20 protein-coding genes are annotated in these 17664 nt (G+C 27.6%); 7 read left to right on the forward strand and 13 right to left on the reverse strand.

Annotation, left to right across the window (positions count from 1 at the left end; genetic code table 11):
• A partial coding sequence (locus WAO56_RS05460) for a YhfC family glutamic-type intramembrane protease (RefSeq protein WP_422143589.1) occupies positions 1–669 on the reverse strand: 669 nt, incomplete at its 3' end.
• A gap of 159 nt (positions 670–828) precedes the next feature.
• Between WAO56_RS05460 and WAO56_RS05465 the strand changes: the two genes are divergently transcribed.
• The 3 genes from WAO56_RS05465 to WAO56_RS05475 are packed head-to-tail and all read left to right on the forward strand — an operon-like array spanning position 829 to position 2595.
• On the forward strand, positions 829–1164 hold the full coding sequence (locus tag WAO56_RS05465) for a PadR family transcriptional regulator (RefSeq protein WP_422143590.1): 336 nt from the start codon (positions 829–831) through the stop codon (positions 1162–1164).
• A complete protein-coding gene (locus WAO56_RS05470) occupies positions 1164–1889 on the forward strand; it encodes a permease prefix domain 1-containing protein (RefSeq protein ID WP_422143591.1) in 726 nt (241 codons plus the stop codon). The genes WAO56_RS05465 and WAO56_RS05470 overlap by 1 nt, the downstream gene beginning before the upstream one ends.
• A 58-nt stretch (positions 1890–1947) precedes the next feature.
• Complete coding sequence (locus WAO56_RS05475; RefSeq protein ID WP_422143592.1) at positions 1948–2595, forward strand: HAD family hydrolase; 648 nt, start codon at positions 1948–1950, stop codon at positions 2593–2595.
• 190 nt (positions 2596–2785) lie between these two features.
• Here the strand turns inward: WAO56_RS05475 and WAO56_RS05480 are convergent, their stop codons facing one another.
• The 8 genes from WAO56_RS05480 to WAO56_RS05515 form a co-directional block, all read right to left on the reverse strand.
• Positions 2786–3094: a DUF4357 domain-containing protein gene (locus WAO56_RS05480; RefSeq protein WP_422143593.1), complete on the reverse strand. Its 309-nt coding sequence runs from the start codon at positions 3092–3094 to the stop codon at positions 2786–2788.
• A gap of 131 nt (positions 3095–3225) precedes the next feature.
• On the reverse strand, positions 3226–3678 hold the full coding sequence (locus WAO56_RS05485; RefSeq protein ID WP_422143594.1) for a flavodoxin domain-containing protein: 453 nt from the start codon (positions 3676–3678) through the stop codon (positions 3226–3228).
• Between the two features lie 32 nt (positions 3679–3710).
• Positions 3711–3854, reverse strand: a complete 144-nt coding sequence (locus WAO56_RS05490) for a hypothetical protein (RefSeq protein ID WP_422143595.1) — start codon at positions 3852–3854, stop codon at positions 3711–3713.
• Positions 3855–3965: 111 nt separating this feature from the next.
• A complete protein-coding gene (locus WAO56_RS05495; RefSeq protein ID WP_422143596.1) occupies positions 3966–4703 on the reverse strand; it encodes a sugar isomerase domain-containing protein in 738 nt (245 codons plus the stop codon).
• 9 nt (positions 4704–4712) lie between these two features.
• On the reverse strand, positions 4713–5957 hold the full coding sequence (locus WAO56_RS05500) for a PTS ascorbate transporter subunit IIC (RefSeq protein WP_422143597.1): 1245 nt from the start codon (positions 5955–5957) through the stop codon (positions 4713–4715).
• 1 nt (position 5958) lies between these two features.
• Positions 5959–6243, reverse strand: coding sequence for a PTS sugar transporter subunit IIB (locus WAO56_RS05505; RefSeq protein ID WP_422143598.1), 285 nt, complete (start codon positions 6241–6243; stop codon positions 5959–5961).
• A gap of 12 nt (positions 6244–6255) precedes the next feature.
• Positions 6256–6696 (reverse strand): PTS sugar transporter subunit IIA, encoded by a 441-nt coding sequence (locus tag WAO56_RS05510; RefSeq protein ID WP_422143599.1) that lies wholly within the window; start codon positions 6694–6696, stop codon positions 6256–6258.
• The gene (locus WAO56_RS05515) at positions 6689–8584 is read right to left on the reverse strand and encodes a BglG family transcription antiterminator (protein ID WP_422143600.1); all 1896 of its coding nucleotides are present in this window, start codon (positions 8582–8584) and stop codon (positions 6689–6691) included. Before WAO56_RS05515 ends, WAO56_RS05510 begins: the two co-directional genes overlap by 8 nt.
• A gap of 245 nt (positions 8585–8829) precedes the next feature.
• On the opposite strand from WAO56_RS05515, the gene WAO56_RS05520 reads away from it, so the two are divergent.
• Entirely contained in the window at positions 8830–10437 is a 1608-nt protein-coding gene (locus WAO56_RS05520; RefSeq protein WP_422143601.1) for a DUF975 family protein, read from the forward strand.
• Between the two features lie 3 nt (positions 10438–10440).
• On the opposite strand, the gene WAO56_RS05525 is transcribed toward WAO56_RS05520, so the two are convergent.
• Entirely contained in the window at positions 10441–11292 is an 852-nt protein-coding gene (locus tag WAO56_RS05525; RefSeq protein WP_422143602.1) for an SIR2 family NAD-dependent protein deacylase, read from the reverse strand.
• A 16-nt stretch (positions 11293–11308) separates the two neighbouring features.
• On the reverse strand, positions 11309–12115 hold the full coding sequence (locus WAO56_RS05530; protein WP_422143603.1) for a MerR family transcriptional regulator: 807 nt from the start codon (positions 12113–12115) through the stop codon (positions 11309–11311).
• 60 nt (positions 12116–12175) lie between these two features.
• Between WAO56_RS05530 and WAO56_RS05535 the strand changes: the two genes are divergently transcribed.
• A complete protein-coding gene (locus WAO56_RS05535; protein WP_422143604.1) occupies positions 12176–12823 on the forward strand; it encodes a YitT family protein in 648 nt (215 codons plus the stop codon).
• Between the two features lie 114 nt (positions 12824–12937).
• On the opposite strand, the gene WAO56_RS05540 is transcribed toward WAO56_RS05535, so the two are convergent.
• Together WAO56_RS05540 and WAO56_RS05545 are read right to left on the reverse strand one after the other, a co-directional pair.
• A complete protein-coding gene (locus tag WAO56_RS05540; protein WP_422143605.1) occupies positions 12938–13714 on the reverse strand; it encodes a ZIP family metal transporter in 777 nt (258 codons plus the stop codon).
• Between the two features lie 244 nt (positions 13715–13958).
• Complete coding sequence (locus WAO56_RS05545; protein ID WP_422143606.1) at positions 13959–15080, reverse strand: hypothetical protein; 1122 nt, start codon at positions 15078–15080, stop codon at positions 13959–13961.
• A gap of 208 nt (positions 15081–15288) precedes the next feature.
• Between WAO56_RS05545 and WAO56_RS05550 the strand changes: the two genes are divergently transcribed.
• Both WAO56_RS05550 and WAO56_RS05555 read left to right on the forward strand, forming a co-directional pair.
• Positions 15289–16758 (forward strand): LTA synthase family protein, encoded by a 1470-nt coding sequence (locus WAO56_RS05550; RefSeq protein ID WP_422143607.1) that lies wholly within the window; start codon positions 15289–15291, stop codon positions 16756–16758.
• Positions 16759–16850: 92 nt separating this feature from the next.
• On the forward strand, positions 16851–17603 hold the full coding sequence (locus WAO56_RS05555) for a hypothetical protein (RefSeq protein WP_422143608.1): 753 nt from the start codon (positions 16851–16853) through the stop codon (positions 17601–17603).
• Positions 17604–17664 lie beyond the last annotated feature (61 nt).

The following is a 17664-nucleotide window of genomic DNA, read 5'->3' on the forward strand; positions in this document are numbered from 1 at the left end:
TAATTTCCCTAATAAATATATTCCAAATAGTAATAGTATTATTGATAAAATAAAAATCACTATTTCTGAAAGTACAATTTTGTTTAGAACATTTGCCAAATAAGTGAAAATAAGATTATACATTCCATGAATTACTATGGAGATTAACCACCAGATTTTTTTGTTTTTTCTAATTCCATAAAAAATTAAAATTGTAGCTGAAATATGAAATATAATAGCCGATATTCTTTCAAAAATTCCTAAATACACCAACGGGGTATTTAAAGACGAAAAATTATACATGTAAGTTAAAATCGGTAGCAAGGTATAAAGCATAGCTTCAATTCCCCCATGCCCTAAACCAAATGAAATAGGCGAATAAATATTTTCTTCTTTTTTCAATATTGTTTTATATGCAATAAACCTTGCAGTTTCCTCAAAAATTCCTGCTGTAAAAGAAAAAAATACAAGGTAAGGTATTAGGTTTGAAAACAAACCTAATTTAAAAATAGTTGTTTTCGTCTGTAAAAAATTTAAAATAGGTAGCCTTGTAAATGTTTGAGATATTAGAAAGGCAAAAATTCCTACAATAAAATTTTTAAATTTTACTTTCTTTTTACGATTTAAAACAATAATTAAAATCATGGGAACTATAAATATTATTAGCAAAGATAAAATTAATGGAATCATATAAATCCTCCTTTGTATTATTATCACTAGTACAATATTTTTATTATATTATATCGAGTAATACAAACTATTGCAAATCATTTTAATTTTACTTGACCTGTCGTAGTAAAAATGCTATATTAGAATTACTACGACAGACATAGTAGTTTGGAGGTAGAAATGATATCAAGTGATGTTATGCGTGGTTTTAATGATTTATTAATTCTTTCCCTTCTCAAAAAAAATGATTCTTATGGTTATGAAATATCAAAAAACATTGCCCATATAGCTAAAAATAATTACTCTTTAAAGGAGACAACTTTATATTCCGCCTTTTCTCGATTGGAAAAAAACGGCTATATCGCAGGGTATGAATCAGACAAAACCTTTGGAAGAAAAAGAACCTATTACACCTTAACAAATGAAGGAAAAAAATATTTGGCTTTCAAAATCGAGGAATGGAAAGAAATAAAGGAAGTAATGGAATTGTTTATTAATTATTTGGAGGAAGTATAATGGAAGTACTAAAAACTTATATTGAAAATATTTTTTCTTCATATAAGGAAAATGAAAAATCTATAAGAATAAAAAATGATATTTTAACTCATATGGAAGACGAATATGAGGATTTAATTTTAAATGGTAAATCTTCAGAAGAAGCTGTTGGAATCATTATTACAAAATTCGGCTCCTTTGATGAGTTATTATCTGAATTAGAATTAAAAAATAGCAATGAAAATATATCCTTATCTCAGGAGGATTTAGAAACAGTAGAAGAATATAAGAAATTTTCTACTACTTTCCCTATTTTCATTTCAACTGGTATTATTTTTTACATATTGGCAGTTGGAGTAACAGGAGGCTTATCCTTTATGTTGCCTAAATCCTATTTACCTTTTATTTTCTTTTCTTTTATAGCTATTGGTACAGGTCTTCTTGCTTTTGCCGGCATAAAGAAAAATTATTTTATTGACTATTTTAAATCTAAAGGACTAACACAATATTATGATGTTGAAGAATATGGACCACCTGTTGATTCTAAAAACAAAAAATATTACAGAAGAAAAAAATCCTTAGACTTATTTGAAAATATAATGTGGATTATAATAGTAATAATATACCTATACCTTGGCTTTTATAAGGGACTTTGGCATCCAGGATGGATAGTTTTTCTAATTGGTGCCATATTGTCAATTATTATTAAAATTATTATTGAATATTCTACTAATAACGATATATAATCCCTATTAAATGCAAATAAAATATAAATAGTATATAATATTATAGTAGGAGGGATTTATGAGAAAAGTAGCAATTTTTGATATGGACGGAACAATTATAGACTCAATGAAAAAATGGTCAACGGTTTTAGATGATTATTTAACTGATATTGGCTTAAAACTAGATCCTGATTATAGAAAATCATTAAACAGTAAACCTATGAAAGAAATTTTAGATAAGGTTCATAAAGATTTTAATATACAAGGAACTCCTACAGATTCTTTTAACAATATTATGGAAATTATGAGATACAATTATTTAAATACATTTTCTTTAAAACCTGGTGTAAAAAACGCCCTAGATGAATTAATGAATAAGAATATTAAAATGGCCGTTGCTACAGCTACTCCTGAACGAGTTGCTATAGATGCTATTAATAAACAGGGTTTAGAAAAATATTTTGAATTTATTCAAACTTGTGACAATGTTAATTTAATGAAATTTCAACCGGAATACTGGCATACAGCAGCAAAAAATCTTAATTCTTCAATAGAGAATTCTATTGTTTTTGAAGATGCACTATATTGTATAGAAACCGTTAAGAAAATTAATGGTGGAATAGTTGCTATTGCAGATGAGTCAGCTAATTCTGACAAAGACAAAATAATAGCTCTTTCAGACCATTATATTGAGCATTATGATGAGTTAAATTATAATATTTTTTAAAATTGAAAATATTTACAATAATTTCAAAAGGGGCTGTTACAAAACTAACTATATAGTTTTATAACAGCCCCTTTTTTTGATATAGGTGTTAACTTCACTCTAGATTATAATACTTAGTTTCACTATAACTTTTTTCAATGATAAGCATACTTTTACTCCTTATAGCCTATTATGCATTAAAAATAACCTATCATTCGTTTCTTTCAAACTCTTTTAAAGTTTTGCCATCTATGGTTTTCCATTCAACTAATCCATTAGCATATCCTCCAATAACAAAAGCAGCTGCATAGGAAGGACTATTAAATAGTTTGTTTTCTAGAAGAATATATTTTTCTATTTTTGCTTTTTTACGTTCTTCTTTTATTCTTTCTGGTATAGATTCGGAATCTATTATTTCAATTTTACTACCAGATAAAACAACGAATCCTTCCTTTGTTCTTTTACACTTCGCTTCTATTTGTATATTACTTTTTTTACTTCTTCTTTTTAGAAATAACAATAACTCATCATCTTGATACTCAATATCATTTTCTTCTTTTCTTTTATCTTTTATTATATCAAAAATATTTATCTAAATTATTGATATTTCCTATATTGCTTTGCTATAAAAAAGACAATTTCTCCTATCTTTTAAACCATACTTATAATTTCCTCTATAAAAGCTTTACCTTTTTCCATATCCTTTTCATTTGGATGGCCTTTTGCTATTCCTCCTATGTATTTAAATGGACCAAAGGTATCGTAACCTTTACACTTATAGGCTCCTAATACTTCAAAGTCCTTTTCTTTAAGATAGCCTATAAATTTATCTCCCGGTTTTTTTCCTCCTCCTCCACTTGTGTAAACTAGAAAGGATTTTTTAGGAATATCTTCATTTTCTTCTATGTAATTATATATTGATTTATGTAGTTTTGAATAATATATTCCAGAAGCAAAGCCAACTACTTTATATTTAGACAGGTCTATGTTTTTTTCATGTAATAAATCAATTAGGTCTACCGGTTTATCTTTAACAATTTCTTTTAATAGTTTTTCCGTGTTCTTGTGGTGAATTGATGCATAGAGTATTACAATGTTATTCATTACACTCTCCTTATTTTCTAACAACTTGTTATTTATTCATTAGTACTAAAATTTTCACTACTATTTTCATATTGGACTTTTCTTTCTACTTCTTCAAATGTTTCGGTTTTATAATAGGCTTTATACTTTACTGTGCTTAATAAAAATTTTTCTATTATATTCTTTTTCTTATACATTATTATATCCTATAGACTAAAAAAATTTATTTGATAGTCTATCATATAAATTAAAATCTCCTAGAGTTATGAAAATTCTAACTCTAGGAGATTTTTTGGATTTCTTATTTTTTAATACTTATAATGTATCAATTCCTTAAATTCATCTTTAAGTTTCTTATTTAATTCATCACCACCATCTAAGTTTGCACTATAGAATATAGGCGGATGTACTTTTCCATTTTCTATAAGTTTTTTACATACTTCCGATACTATTGTATTGAGAATTGTAGCACCTACTACCGTTGATGATGGACCAACCTTTTGTTCTAAGCCTTCAATTTCGCACATCGCATCACCTATATCACCATGATTATCTATGGTTATATCTGCTAATTCATATAATTTTTTCTTTGAACTGTGGCGGGATTCTACAGATTTAGAATATTCCAAATTTGTTAAAGCAATAATTTTTACCCCTTTTTTCTTTGCATACAGTCCTAAGTCTAATATTACAGAGTTTCTTCCAGATACTGAATGAAGTATTAATATATCATTTTCTTTAAAATCAACTGTTTTTCCTAAATTTTCACCATAACCTTCTAAACGTTCCATTTGACTAGTTAATGTTATAGGTTCTGTATCTAACATTATTTCTCGTCCAAAAATAGGATTTATAACCATCAATCCACCAGCTCTATAATACATTTCCTGTGTTAATATTCCAGCATGACTTGCTCCAAATATATATATGGATTGTTTTTTTTCTATTGTTTCTACTAGTAAGTCGATAGTTTCTTCTATTTTTTGCTTTTCTTCTTTTTCTACAATCTTTAACTTTTCTATTATTTTATCGAAATATTGATACATATTTACTCCTTACCCAAATATACTAGCAATAAATTTAGCTATTATTCCGAATAATGAAAAATCATTACCGCCAAATATTAAAATCCAGCTTTGAATTGTATTACTATATATAACTGCTGAAAATCCAACTAAAGCAACCATTACTACAGATGCTACAATAGTTCCTATAATTGAACCTCTTAAGCCTCCTTGACCTTCGCCAATAACTGCAGCAGCTCCACATTCAAAAAATGATGTAATTACTAAAGGTACCAACATAATTCCAAAAACATTAAATGTATTTGCAATTACAATTAGTATTGTTGAAGTAATCATTGCTACTAAAAAGCCAATTATTACCGCATTTGGCTTATAATTAAAGAGTATTGGACAATCAAATGCAGGTTTAGCATTTGGAATAAGTTTTTCAGATATTCCTTGAAATGCCGGCACTATTTGATTGATTAAAAGCCTTACACCATAAAGCATAACCAATAGTCCTGCCCCAAATGTAAGTCCACTGTTTATTGATGTCATTACAGTACTGGCTCCATCTTCTATTAATGCAGGAATTATAAATCCAACTACTAAATACATTATAAAAATTACTAAAGCTCCTGTTACTGAAATTTCTCTAAAAAAAGATAGTTTTTCAGGTACTTTTAAATCCTCTGTAGATTTTTTCTTATTCCCAACTCTTTTTGCAACAAAGCCTGAAACCAAGCTTAGCATCCCTGTAGGGTGTCCTATTAAAAACGAGTCATCTTCTGTTGCATCCCAAACATATTTTCTCATTATCCATGGCATAAAAGACCAATAAAGAGCAGAGCAAATTGCACCAAATGCTATTAGTATTCCTCCAGTTAGTCCTCCTTCAACTCCTGCTGCAACGAATATAAATGGAAACCACCATATCATATGACCTGTTAGGAAAACTGTTTTAACAGGAGTAAATCTTGCAATTAGTAAATGGATTATTAACCCTATGAACATTGCCATTCCTACAGTTCCACCAAATGATTTAGTAAATGTTACATCATTTAAGCCCTCGGCTGTTGTTATTCCTAATGTAGTTTGAAATGCTGTATTAATTGGTGCTATTACACCTGAAAGCATTCCAACTCCTTCGTTTAAAACAACCATCCCAAATGCCGCCATCAAAGTTCCCTTTATTATCTCTGCAAATGATTTTCTTTGAATTATTAAACCTATCATTGCAATTAAACCTAATAATACTGGCGGATTTCTTAAAATGTTATTTGTAATAAATTGCATACTACTCCTCCTTTAATGTAGCTAAATATTTTTCGAATTGTTCTTTTACCTCTTTTTTATCCATAAATTTATGTATAGGATAAACAGGATTTTTTACTGAGTTTTCTAATTCAGAAACCAATTCTGCACTTGTAAAGTATGCATCTGCTTCTGTTGCTTTTGCTGTAGATAAATCAGTATTTTCAACTTCAACTTCCACACCTAAATCTTTTGCCACTTTATCCAATGCCATTTTTAATACCATTGAACTTCCAACTCCAAATCCGCAAACTGCTAAAATTTTCATCTAATCCCCCCTTTAATTATTTTTAAATATTTGTAGTATTTTCTCTTTTTTTCCATTAAGAATAGTATTGAAATTATCTTCATCTAATAATATTTCAGATATTTTTTGTAAATATTCTAAATGACTTGATTTATCAACAGATGCTAAAACCATAAATATACGTACCGGTTTTCCCTCTAAGTCTATGTTTTTATTATTTACTAACAAACTCATAGAAACTTCATTAACGCCCTCCCCCGCTTTTGCGTGCATTAATGCAAAATAATCTGTTAAAACCATATAGGGTCCATTAACTTCAACATTTTTTATCATGTTTTCTACATAAACATCGGTAATTTTCCCTTCCTTTAACAATGGTTCACTTGCTATTTTTACAGCTTCTTGCCATGTCATATTTCTATTTTCTATGATTACATTTTTTTCATTAAAGATTTCATATAATTTGTTATCCATTTATTTCCTCCAACTTACTTACTAGTACTTTTTTATCGTCAATATTATCTATAATAAACTCTAAAATTTTTTCAGTTTTATCTATATCTTTATCTGATATTCCTAAAAGAATAAGCATATCTACTTGTTCACTGTCCCAATTTATATAATTTTCCATTTTTAAAATATAAATAAAGCTATTTATAATTTTTTTAGGATCACCATGAGGTAACGCAATTTTATTTTTTAAATAAGTAGTTCCTAGTTTTTCTCTATTTAATACAGTGCCGGTATATTCATTATTTACTAACAGATTATCCTTGGCTTTATTACACAAATATGAAATTGCTTTTTCTTTATTATCAAATTGATTTTCGAAAACTTTAATTGGTAAATTAGATAAATATAATTTATTCTCATTTGTTTCAGATTTAGAGTCATAAATAATGTCTATATAGCAATTTGTTATTTTTTTTAATTCTTCTTTTGAAATTACTGGAGATACGATTATAGTTGGTATATTTTCAAATTTTATATTTACTGTACTTACTATAAAATCTATTGAATTTAAATGATAATCTTCCACTTCTTCAAGGGAAATAATTTCGTAAATATTAATAGATGGAAGAATCCTTTTTATTTGAGAACTTATTAATGAACTAGTACCTACTCCATTTGGACAAATAAACAAAACTTTTATAGACTCTTTTTTACGCTCAATGGCTGCTTGAAAATGGAGCATTATAAATGATATTTCATCTTCTGAAATTTCAACATTATAGCCTGATATAAAATCATTTAATGATAACCATACAATTGCATAAATGATAGAATACTTTTCCTTTAATTCATCAAGTAATGGATTATCAACTCTAATATTTGACTGAAGTCTATATAGCATTTGGTGAAGATGATTTTTTAAATCATTAATTAATTTTAGGTCATTACTTAAAATTATTCCCAAACTTCTTTCAACACTAATAACTAAGTTTTTTATATTTTTTTCAAAATCTTCATTAAAAAACTCTAGGCTGTTTAGTCCATTTATTCCTAATCCCATAAAAATATTATTTATAAAATAAATTTCATCTGTTGTAAAATCATGATTTAATTTATCTTTTAATCTGAAAAGTATTTCATAGGTAAAGGGATATATTTCCATACCTTCAACTTTATTAGATATTAAAGTCTTATTTTTTAAGTTTTTTATTTTTTCCCCTTGTTCACTTCGTTTAATTAATGTATATAATGATATTGCTACAATACCTATGTAAAAATTTGAAACTATTAAGTTTTTCTTTTTAAGAATATTCTTTAAGCCATACCTTATTTCATTAATCCAACTAATATTAATCCAATCTAAAAATCTATTATTTGATGTAGAAAATTTAAATTTATCTCTATCAGTTAATTGTTCTATTATGATTTCTCTTATTAATTGTTGCTTATCCATTTCATTTCCAACAATAAAAGTACCTCTGTTGTCTGAAAGTAGTTTCAATTTAGCTTTTATTAAAATTTTTTTAATTTCTGATAAATCATTAAAAATAGAACTTTTTGATACATAATACTTTTCGGACAATTTATTATAACTAACAGTATTTTCTTCAATTAATAATTCATATAATATATCTAGTTTTCTACTATCAGGATCATATTTTGATATAGATCTATTATCAAAAATATATAAAATTCTATTATCGTTTAAGTATTTTTTATTTAGAAATATTTCACTATTTTTTAAGACAATTAAATTATGATAATCTTTTCTTTCAAAAAAATTATTTAAATCAACAATATCATTTCTAATTGTTCTATCTGAAATTTTTAGTTTTCCCGATATTTCTACTAAATTAATAGTTTTGCCATTTAAAATTTCAAGTAAAATATACCGTTGCCTATTTTTCATTTGTTTCCCCTTTCTATTTTGAGTATATAAAATACAATAACTTTAGAAAATTACATTTCTTTTACTAAAAATCCCGAAAAAAATTGAACACCTACCTAATAAGCCTTTAATTTAACTATTTTTTCTTTCTTACAACCTCCTAAATTCTAAATCTATTAAAAGCTAAATCTTACATTTCAATATTTCCATCTATGATATAATAACTATAATTTAGAAAACTCTAACAACTTTTTATAGGAGAACATATGAACTGGAATAGAAAAGAATTAAAGTTAAGGGCAAAGAAAACCATAAAAAGAAACTATATTCAATATATTATTGTATGTTTGGTTATCGCTATTGTTGCTGGTGGTTATACTACTTCTCATTTAAATACGGACTTATTACGAGATTCAGATAAAATTAAACCTCCTGCTGTTGTAGATAGTGTCGTGAAGATATTAGATGGTTTTGGTATTACAAATCTATATTCTGAACAAGAGGAAGTTATTAATAGAGTTGAAGATAAGTTTAATTTAAGAAATGCTACTGAAGGTTTTTTTGCTACTATTATTAATAATTCAGGTGCCTCGAGATCCTTTGTTATAGGGCTCTTAAACACTATTAATCAGTTGATTTTCAACAACCGTTTTTTACAAAGTACAATTATGATTATTTCTACTATTTTAATAATTTGCTTTTGGCTTTTTATCCAGAATATTTTAATAGTAGGGCAAAGCAGATTTTTTATTGAAAACAAGAGTTATAGTAATACTAAAATAGACCGTATTCTTTTCATTTATCGTATTGGGAGAATAAGACACACTGCCTATATTATGTTTTGTAAGTATATTTTTAATTTCCTATGGTTTTTTACAATTATTGGTGGATTTATTAAATATTACGATTACAAGATGATTCCTTTTATTGTTGCAGAAAATCCTGAAATTTCAAGAAAAGATGCTTGGAAACTATCTCATGAAATGATGCTTGGAAATAAATGGAAGGCCTTTAAGTTGGATTTATCCTTTTTGATTTGGCATATTCTTTCTCTTTTAACTTTTGGAATTATAAGATATCTTTATTTAAACCCGTTAATTGGAGCTAGTTATTCAGAGCTTTACTTTGTTCTTAGAGAGGAAGCAATTAAAAACAAATTACCCTTAAGTGTTTATTTTAACGATAAATACCTAACTAATCCAATAGATAAAACTGCAGAAGTTTATCCTGTTGAATTATATACAATACCGGAAAAACATAAAAAGGATTGGCTACAATTAGATTATGACAGAAAGTATAGCCTTACTTCCTATATTTTAATATTTTTCTCCATTGCCTTTGTTGGATGGATTTGGGAAATTGTTTTACATCTTTTAAAACAGGGAGTTTTTGTTAATAGGGGAACTATGCTTGGACCATGGTTACCGATTTATGGTACTGGAACTTTGTTAATGTTGATTTTACTTAAGCCTTTTGTAGAAAAACCATTGGTGCTTTTCCCTTCTGCTATGGTTATTTGTGGAGTTTTAGAGTATTTCACCTCTTGGGCACTGGAAAAACTATTTAATACTACTTGGTGGAATTATAAAAATGTATTTTTTAATATTAATGGCCGTGTTTGTTTTGAAGGTTTGTTATTTTTTGCCATTGGAGGTTTTTTAATAATTTACTTTATTGCACCTTTAATTGATGAATTTTTGCAATATATTCCTATTAAAATAAAAAGAATCACTTGTTTGATTTTAATCCTTCTCTTTACTTTAGATTTATCTCAAAGTGTAACTAACCCTAATACAGGAAAGGGAATTTCCCGTACTATTTCCTATAATCAACTATATGAAAATAAAGAAAGCCTTAGTTTAAATGAAAACTAAGGCTTATATATTGTTTAAATCCTCTAGAACCTTTCCAATGTCCTCTTCTATAGAAATTGTTCTATTTTTTATTTCTTTAGGAGTAAAATAATTATCCATATTTAGAGTTGCATAAACAGAGTTAGGGTTTTTAGCAGTCATTATTCTAAAGGGATATTTTATTATTCCAGGAGTATTGTATCCTACTCCTATTTCCAAGTATACTATTTTTGAATTAATATTATCTTCTCTAAATTTCAAGTATCTTTTAGAAGCTTCCTGCCATTTTCCATCTTCTACAAATTTATCGTCTACTCTTAAATTCATAGTTAAGGGCGCATTACAGTAAGGGCAATAGGGTATTAATTCTTTTGGAATTTTCATATTTTTTTGTTCTTTTACCATAAGTCTAACCCTTTCTTCATTGTTAAAGGTTTCCATTTTACAAGGTATTGAACATTGCCAAAGACCATAATCACCTTGGGTACAAAACAATCTGTCCTTGTTAAAACCGGATTTTTGAAACATATGATCTACATTTGTAGTTATTACAAAATAGTTTTTATTTTCCACTAATTTTAATAAATCCCTGTATGGCTTTCCAACTTCTGCATCATACCTATTTAAAAGAATGTGCCTACTCCAATAGGCCCAGTATTCTTCTAAACTTTTAAAGGGATAAAACCCAGCTGAATACATATCTGTTAATTTATACTTTTTAATAAAATCAGAAAAATTATTGGTAAATCTTTCTCCACTATACTTTAAACCGGCAGCAGTGGATAAACCGGAGCCTGCTCCAATTAATATAGCATCTGCCCTATTAATTTTATTTTTTAATTCCTTTAGTCTTTCTACATATTCAATATTATCCATAAAAATGTCCTTTATCCTATTCTTTTATTAAAACTTGAATTTCCGTTAAATACTCTTCTTCTATTTCCGTATACCTTGTGTCTATATAGTAAAGTTCATAAATCCTATTATCTAATTTAAGATTTTTATTTTTTGCAAATTCAAAAATTTTCTCTAAGTTATTTTTAAGTTTTTTATAACTTCCCTTATATCTATAACAAAGGTAAGGTCCCTTTGGTAAAAATTCTCCAGTATTTCCATTGTTATTTTCCTGTAACATAAAAACCGTCTTATATTTTCCTACTATACCGTCCTTTATATCTTCTTTAAGCATACTGGCACCAATTTCATAATTTTCAAACTGATGTAGTTTAAAACCATGTTGTTTTTGAAGAAATCTTATTGAAAAATCCACTTCTTCATCTAGGGAAACATCTGTTTCTAATTGAATTATTTTTCTACTTTCCAAGTCCTTAATTTCAAATTCCCCTATGGGCATTTTTCTATATAGGTTTAAATTTTCTATTTGAATTTGTAATAATTTTCTTTGTTGTTCTAGTTCTTCTATTTCCTCTTCTACTATTTTATTCTGCTTGTTAAGTAGATTGTATGTATTTGATATGGACAAATCCTCTAGATATTCTTTTATTTCCGACAATGAAAAATGCAGTTTTCTTAAATCTGCTATTATGTTTAATTTGTAAATATCTTTAGCACTATATAATCTATAATTATTTTCGCCACGTTTAGGTTTTATTAAGCCGATTTTTTCATAATATCTTAAAGAATCTATTCCAATATTAAATAATGTTGAAATTTCCTTAATTTTAAAATATTTTTCCATAGCCCCCCCTTGACCCTAGTACTATACTATAGTTTATCATAAGATTCGAGGTGATTTTTAATGATTTTAAAAGATTGGAAAAATGAACTAAAAAAAGTATTTCCAATTAGTTTAGTAATAAAAATATTTTTAGGAGCTATTATTTTATCCTTTGGCATATATAATATTCATGAACAATCTTCTGTTACAGAAGGAGGCGTTATTGGCTTAAATTTATTGGTACATCATTGGTTTGGAATTTCTGTTGCATATATAACACCTGTTTTAGATATAACCTGTTACTTGTTAGGTTTAAAATACCTTGGCAAAAGATTTTTAGTAGTATCTCTTTTTTCTACTATGCTATTTTCAGGATTTTATAAGTTCTGGGAATTATTTCCACCAATTTTCCCTAACTTGGAAAATCATATGTTAGTTGCCGCAATTTTAGGTGGTTTATTCGTAGGTGTTGGTGCAGGACTTATTGTAAGCTCCGGAGGTAGCAGTGGCGGAGACGACGCTTTAGCTTTAGTTATTAGTAAAAAGTTTAATTTTAAAATATCCTCTGCCTATCTCTTTACAGATATTTCCGTTTTACTACTTAGCCTATCCTATATACCATTAGGAAAAATTTTCTTTTCATTAATTACCGTTACTATATCCTCCTATACTATTGATTATATAAATAGCTTAAGTAAACAAACTGAAGTTTCATCTATAGAGGCATAATAATTTTTATAAATTTTCATAAAAATATAGACATAAATTAATATGTCTATATTTTTTATTTATTCTATTTTCTTTTTACCTAATAATCTAAATTTTTTACAAAATAATATTAGATTATCCTAAGGCTACATCAAGAACCATCATTATAGCAAATCCTACGGAAAAACCTATAACTCCTATATTACTGTGCTCCCCTCTTGATGCTTCTGGAATTAACTCCTCTACTACAACATATATCATTGCACCTGCTGCAAAGGACAGTAAATAAGGTAAAACTGGCTCTACTAATGATGCTGCTAATATTGTTAAAGCTGCACCAATAGGTTCAACTACTCCACTTAATACCCCGTAAACAAATGATTTGTTTTTAGAAAATCCTTCATTTCTTAAGGGCATTGAAATAATTGCACCTTCCGGGAAATTTTGTATAGCTATTCCAATTGCAAGTGTTAAGGCTGCTGAAAATGTAATAGCTGTATTTCCTGCAGTGTAACCTGCAAATAAAACTCCAACTGCCATACCTTCCGGTATATTGTGTAATGTTACTGCAAGCATTAACATTGCACTTTTCTTTAATGTTGTCTCTGGTCCTTCTGGTTCATCATCATTAACATGAAGATGAGGTATAATGTTGTCTAATAATAACAAGAATAAAACTCCTAAAAGTAAACCTGTTACTGCCGGAATAAAAGATAATTTCCCCATTCCTTCTGACATATCCATTGCTGGTATTAAAAGGGACCAAACTGACGCTGCTACCATTACTCCACCGGCAAATCCAAGTAAAGCCTTTTGAAGATTTTCGTTCATTTTATCCTTCATAAAATAAACACAACCAGCTCCTAAAGATGTACCTAAGAATGGTATAAATAAAACTGCTAACAATTCCATAAAACTACCTCCAAAAAAATATATATAAATACTTTTTATATCTATCCCATATTCTAGTATTCAAACAAAGTCTAAATACATAGTGTTTTATTATACTCCTAATTTTTTCTTATTTCAATCCAATAATTAATTGTATTTTACTCTTAAGCAATAACTATTTTCTAACTCCGTTTTTTCTTTCCCAATAAAAAAGGATGGAAACTTTACTTTCCACCCTTGAAAATTTAATTTTAAAAATATATTTTTAGTACCTATAAATTGCTGCTACACCTGTATCATCAGGCATTTTTTCTTTAGGTAAAATAACCACTTCACCTTTAGCCTTTAAAACCAATTCTGCAATGTCATCTAAAACATCATCGGTTTCAACATCTTCTAAAGGCATTTCCTTAATTTCTTTTGTTTCCATATCAACAATTCCAGGTAAAATCTTGTCAGATTCTATTAAAATAGTATCTATCCTACCTTCAACAGCCTTTTTAACAACATCGTTTAGGTTGGCACTGGCATTTCCTTTAGACTTGCCATTGTTAAACATGTTAACCAGTTTTTCTGTTCTGTCTAAATATATTTTTTCTATTATCTTCCAAGCTTCTTCCTTAATTGCATCTAGGTCCATTGCCTCAAAGTCCTTGTCTATTCCCTTATCAACAAGTAATTTATTGTTTGTTAATTTTCTAAACTCACCTTGATATTGAGGCAGTGCTACTAAAACCAAAGGTGCTCCTGTTGGCTTTATGTAATTTTCCCAAATATATCTATCAACATTTCTAAGGTATTTTTCTGTTTCTTTTTTTACCTCATCTCTATTACTACCGGTTGAATACATGGCTTTTCCATCTTTACTCATATCAATAGTAGTTAAACGATACTCTTCTGTAATTTCATCAGGCATATTTTTTGGTGATTCTATTTCTGTTAAACCATATCTATCACCATAAAATAATTTGAAATTATGTCTATTAATGCCAAGTACATAATATTTATCAACAGATTGATAAACCCTTATTAGTGGCTTAATGTGAAAACTATTAGATACTACAGTTAATTCTTTAATATCTCTAAATAGATTGTAGATTATACAATGCTCCCTATTTAAAAATATAGCTACAGCATCTCTTGTCCTATTCCAAAAAACCATATCTTGTTCCAGGTCATAAAGGGGTGATAAAATTTCCTCTACTTCTTTTTTAGAAAACTTTTGTAATAAACTTCTTTCTGCCTTTTGAATTTGGTTCTTAAACATTATTCTGTCTTTTTGTATATCCATTTTGTATCTATGAGATGGCATATATATGGATATACAAACATCTCCTCTTTCATACAAAACATCATTAGGAAAATCTTGAACTATTTTATATTTCATGTCATCACCTCTTATATATTAGTTCCTATATTATATCTACCTGTTTTTATAGGTCCTAAAACATATTTTTTGTTTTTTATTTAAAAAATATCTTAAAAAACAATATAAACCTTAACAATTTTCTCTTTATAATATAAACTATGTTATATATTTGCCTTTGATTATTATTGAATTTGGTAATAATCATTAGGTAATTTTTTATAGGTGTGTGATTATTATTAAGAAAAATATTAAAAACTTTATTATAAATATTTTAATTCTAATATTTTCAATTATTATAATAGCTTGTCTTTATATTAAATTGAATTTTAAGGAACAGACAATTGAAGAAATTATTTATTATCTTGTTAATGATGCCGGACAAGCTTCTACAGATGTTTTTATTACTGCAATTATTAAATCTATAATTCCCTTTATTATATTGATTTTTGGATTATTGTTTTTAAAAAATAAATTATTTAAAAATAAGGAAATAATTTTTACTACTATATTATTTTTATTAACTCTAGTTGTTTTTATAGTTAGCTTAAGAGTCGATGTCTTTATAAAAAACAATCTACAATCTTCAAGTTTTATAGAAGAAAACTATGTTGATGGTAGAGAGGTTAATATTAAGTTTCCTGAAAAGAAACGAAATCTAATAATAATATTTGCTGAAAGCTTTGAAAATTCATTAATTAATAAGGAATTAGGCGGAGGCTGGGACTATTCTATTATGCCTGAAATGGAAGAATTAGCTTTGAATAATTTGAACTTTTCCAATAATGATAAAATTGGTGGCTTTTACCATACTAATGGCTCTACTTGGACAGTTTCTGGCTTAGTTGCAATAACCTCCGGTATTAATATGAAGATAAACATGGCAAATGCGTATTTTTCAAATAATTTTATGTCCGGAGCCTGCTCCCTTGGGGATATTTTAAAAGAAAACGGCTATAATTTAAAAATTTGCATGGGCTCTGCTGCAGAATTTGGTGGAAAGGATAATTATTTTCTAAGTCATGGTGGCTATGATATTTTCGACTATAACTATGCCGTAGAAAATGGTTATATGAAAGCCGAGGACAAGGTTTGGTGGGGCTTTGATGATTCCGACCTTTTTAAATGGTCAAAGGAAGAAACCCTAAAACTATCAGAAGAAAATAAACCCTTTAATTTAATAATTGAAACTGCAAACACCCATTTTGAAAATGGCTATTTAGAGGAAAATGCTCCAAATAATTTTAATAGTCAATATGAAAATGTTCATTCCTACTCATCTACACAAATTAATGATTATATTAACTGGGTAAAAGAACAGGATTTCTACGAAGATACAACAATAGTAGTTCTAGGTGATCATTTAGGAATGCAAACGGATTTTTATGAAAGTAATATGACTCCCGGCTATGACAGAACAGTATACAATGTTTTTATAAACCCTGCTGTTAACACTAGTAATAATAAAAATAGAACTATAACTTCCTTCGATATGTATCCTACTATTTTAGCAAGTATTGGAGCTGAAATTGAAGGAGACCAATTAGGCTTAGGAGTTAATTTGTTTTCAAAGAAAAAAACCCTATCAGAAAAACACGGTTATGACTATGTTAATAATGAAGTAGGAAAAAACTCCAATTTTTTCAATCATTATATACTTGGTGAAGATTATTTAGATGTAATAAGAATTGGAAAATAGATTTTTAGCCTATTTTTTAAAATAGGGTATAATAATAGTTATGGCAATTATTCAATATTAATTTTACTAAGGTTACTATGTAAGGAGATTTAATGAGCAAAAAAAAATTTGATGAAAACAAAACCAATAAAGAAGAAAGAATTGATAAACGTAAAACCCTCATTTTTAAAATAGTCTTTACCTTATTGGCAGTTTCTGTTGTTTTTTCCATTTATAATTTAATAAATGCACCATCTGGTGTTTCCAATAAAGAATATGAACTTGTAAAAAGTGACTATGTTTTAATGATTTTACAATGTATAGTAGGTATGATAGTAATTTTTCTACCTTCCCAGGTTGAAAGAAAATTCGGTATTGATATACCTGACACAATGGAAATAATTTATTTTATTTTTCTATTTTGTGCTATTTATTTAGGTGAGGTAAAAAACTTTTACTATAAAATACCCTACTGGGATACAATTTTACATGCCTTTAGTGCAATGATGCTTGGTGCTTTAGGATTTATACTAGTTGATTTCTTTAATAAAAAAGCCATTAAAGGTACCCATTTAAGTCCATTTTTTGTTTCTTTATTTGCATTTTGTTTTGCAATGACCTGTGGTACTGTATGGGAAATTTACGAATACTTAGCAGATAGTATACTAGGTACTAATATGCAAAAGTTTATTACTGCCGAAGGTGTCATTTTAACAGGACATGCTGCTTTAGGGGACACAATGAAGGACATAATCGTTGATTTTATTGGTGCTTTTATAATAGTCACTTTAGGATATGTCCATTTAAGAAGAGCAGAGAAAAAAGAGTCTTTAAAAGAAGATAAAAACTTAGAGAGAATTGTTTAAAAAAACCTTTAAATCCGATGGATTTAAAGGTTTTTTCTCTTAATTGCCAATTAATATAATA

The organism is Miniphocaeibacter sp., from assembly GCF_049276255.1.
Taxonomy (GTDB): Bacteria; Bacillota; Clostridia; order Tissierellales; family Peptoniphilaceae; genus Miniphocaeibacter.